At 70.6% G+C, this 3,783-nt stretch carries 4 protein-coding genes and 1 pseudogene; 1 reads left to right on the top strand and 4 read right to left on the bottom strand.

Going from position 1 to position 3,783, the window contains the following annotated elements; genetic code table 11:
* A pseudogene (locus tag AB0F13_RS27775) lies at positions 1–422 on the bottom strand (hypothetical protein); the annotation flags it as partial.
* A 70-nt stretch (positions 423–492) separates the two neighbouring features.
* Complete coding sequence (locus AB0F13_RS27770) at positions 493–1,068, bottom strand: TetR/AcrR family transcriptional regulator (RefSeq protein WP_362087938.1); 576 nt, start codon at positions 1,066–1,068, stop codon at positions 493–495.
* 109 nt (positions 1,069–1,177) lie between these two features.
* Between AB0F13_RS27770 and AB0F13_RS27765 the strand changes: the two genes are divergently transcribed.
* A complete protein-coding gene (locus tag AB0F13_RS27765) occupies positions 1,178–2,050 on the top strand; it encodes an NAD(P)-binding domain-containing protein (RefSeq protein WP_362087936.1) in 873 nt (290 codons plus the stop codon).
* An 18-nt stretch (positions 2,051–2,068) separates the two neighbouring features.
* On the opposite strand, the gene AB0F13_RS27760 is transcribed toward AB0F13_RS27765, so the two are convergent.
* Positions 2,069–2,779 (bottom strand): hypothetical protein, encoded by a 711-nt coding sequence (locus AB0F13_RS27760; protein ID WP_362087933.1) that lies wholly within the window; start codon positions 2,777–2,779, stop codon positions 2,069–2,071.
* A gap of 202 nt (positions 2,780–2,981) precedes the next feature.
* A partial coding sequence (locus tag AB0F13_RS27755; RefSeq protein ID WP_362087930.1) for an IS5 family transposase occupies positions 2,982–3,783 on the bottom strand: 802 nt, incomplete at its 5' end.

The raw sequence follows: 3,783 nt of genomic DNA, 5'->3' as shown, positions 1-3,783 counted from the left end.
GAGCGGAAGCCGAGCGCGATCCAGTCCTTGCTCTGACGGTTCCTGTCGTGGGTGAGGGTCCAGCCAGCCGTGGTGAAGTGGCGGCGGAGTCGTTGTTCCGTGGTGCGGGCGACGTCGACCGGGATGTTCTCGACCGTCCAGCCGAGTTCGAAGGAGACGGCGTCGAGCGCGACCTTGTCGATGGTGAGTCCGCCTCGTTGGCAGGTGTGGCTCGGGTTGACCCGTGTGGGTTCCACCGGTTCGTGGGGCGGCAGTTCCATGCCCTCGTACGCCCACTGCGCGCGGTCTTCGAGCCGGTGGGAGACGACCGCCGGGTCGGCGGACGGGTAGTCCCTCTCCAGGCTCTTGCCGAGCGCGGAGCAGCCCGTGGTCGTCAGGGCGGCGAGCAGCACGATCAGCAGGGACGCGGCGGTCTTCTTCATGGGGCGACCGCACGAAGGGGGCGGCGCCGTGCGCGTGAGTACGGGTACTCAACCGGCGTCTGCCGTGGGCTCAGGCGGTGTACGACGCGATCAGGCGCGACAGGTGGCGGCCGGCGAGCAGCAGCGGGTCTTCGCTGCGCGTGACCTGGGCGGTCACCTCGGCGCCCTCCAGGGTGTTGATGACCGTCGCCGCCAGGTCGTGGGCCATGGGGTCGGGGAAGCCGCAGCCAAGGAGTTTGTCGGCGACCAGCCTCTGCCAGGCCAGCAGGGCCTCGGCGCAGGCTCTCTGGATGGGGTTGTCCGTACCGAGGGTCTCCAGGGCGGCCGCCGTGACCGGGCAGCCGTCGGTCCAGCCGGAGGCGCGGAGTTCGGTGGCCAGCAGGCGGGCGCAGGCGTCGACAGCGGCGGCCGGGTCGTCCTCGCCGTCCAGCGCGGTGCGCAGGACGGCGGCGAACTCCTCGCGGCCGTGTTCCATCGCCGCCACCGCCACGGCTTCCTTTCCGCCCGGGAAGAAGTGGTAGACGGAGCCGAGGGTGGCCTCCGCCTCCTGGGCGATCTGCTTGATGCCCGTGCCGACGTAGCCCTGGCGCTGGATGAGGCGGGAGGCGGCGACGACGATCCGGTCGCGGGTGCTGCTGGTCTGCATGCGGTGAGTCTAGCCAGCCATTAAGTAGAGCGCTCGTTTTAGAGGTGTGCTAGCTTCAGCCCCGTCGCTAGATAGAGCGTTCGTTTTAGACGTCTAGAGGGATTCAATCATGCGCAAGAACTCTGTCACCGTCATCGGGCTCGGCCCCATGGGGCAGGCCATGGCCGACGCCTACCTCGAGCAGGGCTACGAAGTCGCCCTGTGGAACCGCACCGCCTCCCGCGCCGACGAGCTCGTGCGCCGCGGCGCCGTCCTCGCCGCCTCGCCCGCCGAGGCGATCGCCGCCAACGACGTCATCGTTCTCAGCCTCACCGACTACGAGGCGCTGTACGCCGTACTGGACGGGGTCGACCCCGCCGTCCTGGCCGGCCGGGTCCTGGTCAACCTCAGCTCCGACACCCCGCGCCGCGCCCAGGAGGCCGCCGACTGGGCGCGGGAGCGTGGCGCCGTCCAGCTCACCGGCGGGGTGCTCGTGCCGCCCTCCGGGATCGGCCGCCCAGGCTCCTCCGCCTTCTACAGCGGCCCCCGCGAGGTCTTCGAGGCCCACCGTCCCACCCTCGAAGTGCTCACCGCCGCCGACTACCGAGGCGAGGACCCCGGCCTCGCCGCGCTCTTCTACCAGCTCAACATGGTCATGTTCTGGACCGCCCTGAGCTCCTACTGGCAGGCCATCGCTCTCGCCGACGCGCACGGCATCAAGGCCGCCGACCTTCTCCCGACCGCCGTCGGCGCCCTGGACATGAAGCAGTTCCTGGAGTTCTACGCACCCCGCGTCGACGCGGGCGACCACTCCGGGGAAGTCGACCGGCTCGCGATGGGGCTCGCCAGCGCCGAGCACGTCCTGCACACCGTCGTCGACGCCGGCGTCGACGCGGCGCTTCCCGCCGCCGTCGTCGACCTCTTCCGGCGTGGTGTCGAGGCCGGGCGCGGCGGCGACAGCAGCTCCAGCCTCGTGGAGGTGCTCAAGCGGCCCGCCGTCTGAACACGCCGACGCCCGGCGTCAGCCCCCGGCGTACGGGGCGTCGACGTGGCTGACTTCGTCCAGGCCCGTTCCGGCCACGCGGTAGACGGCCGTACGGGTCAGGGTGTTGGCCACCGGCGGATCCGTGTCGCGGCGCGTCCGGTAGACCACCGTCACGGCGGGGCGGGTCACCGTCACGGAGACCACCGGGGTGCGGTCGCCGAGGGACTCCGTGGCGAAGGGGACCGGAGCGCCGTGGTCGTTGCGCCACACGACCAGGGTGTAGAAGCGGCCCGTGCCCGGGGTGGTGATCTTCACGACGCCCACGGCGTCGGCCGCACCGTCCCCGACGAGGTGTCCGATCGCGCACTGGGGCTGGAGGTCGACCTGGACGCCGTCCTCGTCCTCCCAGTGACCGTCGGTCAGTCGCATCGAGTCGCACGGGTAGTCGGGCAGCTTGACGAGGGCAGTCTGCACCGCGGCGTTCCGGAGCTGATCGCACGTCAGCGCGGCGGCGGTGGTGGGCCGGGCGGTCGGGGTGGCCGAGCTGGGGCGCGGGGTCGGTGCCTGGCTCCGCCCGGCGGGCGGGGGCGCGGCGGAGCGCGACGGGTTCGCGCTGCCGGTGGGGCTCTGGGCGCCGGGGGCGCCGTCGCCGCTCGCGTCCTCCGGGCCGCATCCGGCCGACAGCCCCATGGCCAGCGTCGCGGCCAGGCTCACGGCGACCAGCCGTGGCATCCTTGTGTGCCTCATATCCATCCCCCCTGCGTGGCCGGATCTCGATGTGTGGCGGGAGATGCACCGATGGCCGGCCGGGGTTGCGGGTCGTTGTCCGAAACGGGTAACAGTTAAGCCGCCCGTCGGACGGGCGTCCCACCTAGACTTATCGCTCGATGGACTGCCAAGACCCCAGGGGTGGTTGACGGTGCGTAAGCGCCCGTGTGCAAACTGATCGTTAGGGGTGCTTGGTGGTGGAGCGGGTCAGCCTTCGCGCCATCAGCATGATCACGGACCACTTGACCATGGCTTCGTGGTGCTGGGGTAACCGTTCGTAGTCGCGGACACAGCGGCGCCGCTGGTAGATCCACGACAGCGTCCGCTCCACCACCCACCGGCGCGGCAGCACCACGAAGCCCTTGGCATTGTCACTTCGTTTGACGATCTCCAGCGTGAGCTGGAGTTTCTCCCTGGCCCAGTTGACGAGTTTCCCGGCGTAGCCGCCGTCGGCCCAGACCAGGCGGATCGACTCGAACAGTTCCCACAGGTGCGACAGCGCGGGTCGAGCGCCGTCGCGGTCCTGCACGCTCGCGGTGGTGACCATGACGACCAGGAGCAGGCCGATCGTGTCCACGATCACGTGGCGCTTCCGCCCTGCCACCCGTTTCCCAGCGTCGTATCCCCTGCTCTCCGTGCCGACGGTCTCCGCGGCCCGTACCGACTGCGAGTCGATGATCGCGGCGGTCGGGTCCACGTCCCGCCCCTCGGCCCGGCGGACTTCGTCGCGCAAGTCGTTGTGGATCGCGTTGACATCGCTGTCCTGCCACCACCGGGTGAAGATCGCGTGGACAGTGCGCCAGGGCGGGAAGTCGCAGGGCAGGTTGCGCCACTTGCAGCCGTTGTCGGCGACGTAGAAGATCGCGTCAACGATCAGCCGGCGGCAGTACTCCTCGGGGCGCCCGCCATTGCCGTCCAGCCAGGCCGGCCACGGCATCACCGCCGCGATGACCTGCCACTGCGCGTCGGTGGTGTCCGAGGTG

The organism is Streptomyces sp. NPDC026206, from assembly GCF_040638465.1.
GTDB lineage: Bacteria > Actinomycetota > Actinomycetes > Streptomycetales > Streptomycetaceae > Streptomyces.
This window is presented reverse-complemented; position numbering and strand designations above follow the sequence as displayed.

What these genes read in the sequence shown, in the direction of transcription:
- AB0F13_RS27770 (WP_362087938.1), bottom strand. Translation starts at nt 1,068, where the DNA reads ATGCAGACCAGCAGCACCCGCGACCGGATCGTCGTCGCCGCCTCCCGC.
- AB0F13_RS27760 (WP_362087933.1), bottom strand. Translation starts at nt 2,779, where the DNA reads ATGAGGCACACAAGGATGCCACGGCTGGTCGCCGTGAGCCTGGCCGCG.
- AB0F13_RS27765 (WP_362087936.1), top strand. Translation starts at nt 1,178, where the DNA reads ATGCGCAAGAACTCTGTCACCGTCATCGGGCTCGGCCCCATGGGGCAG.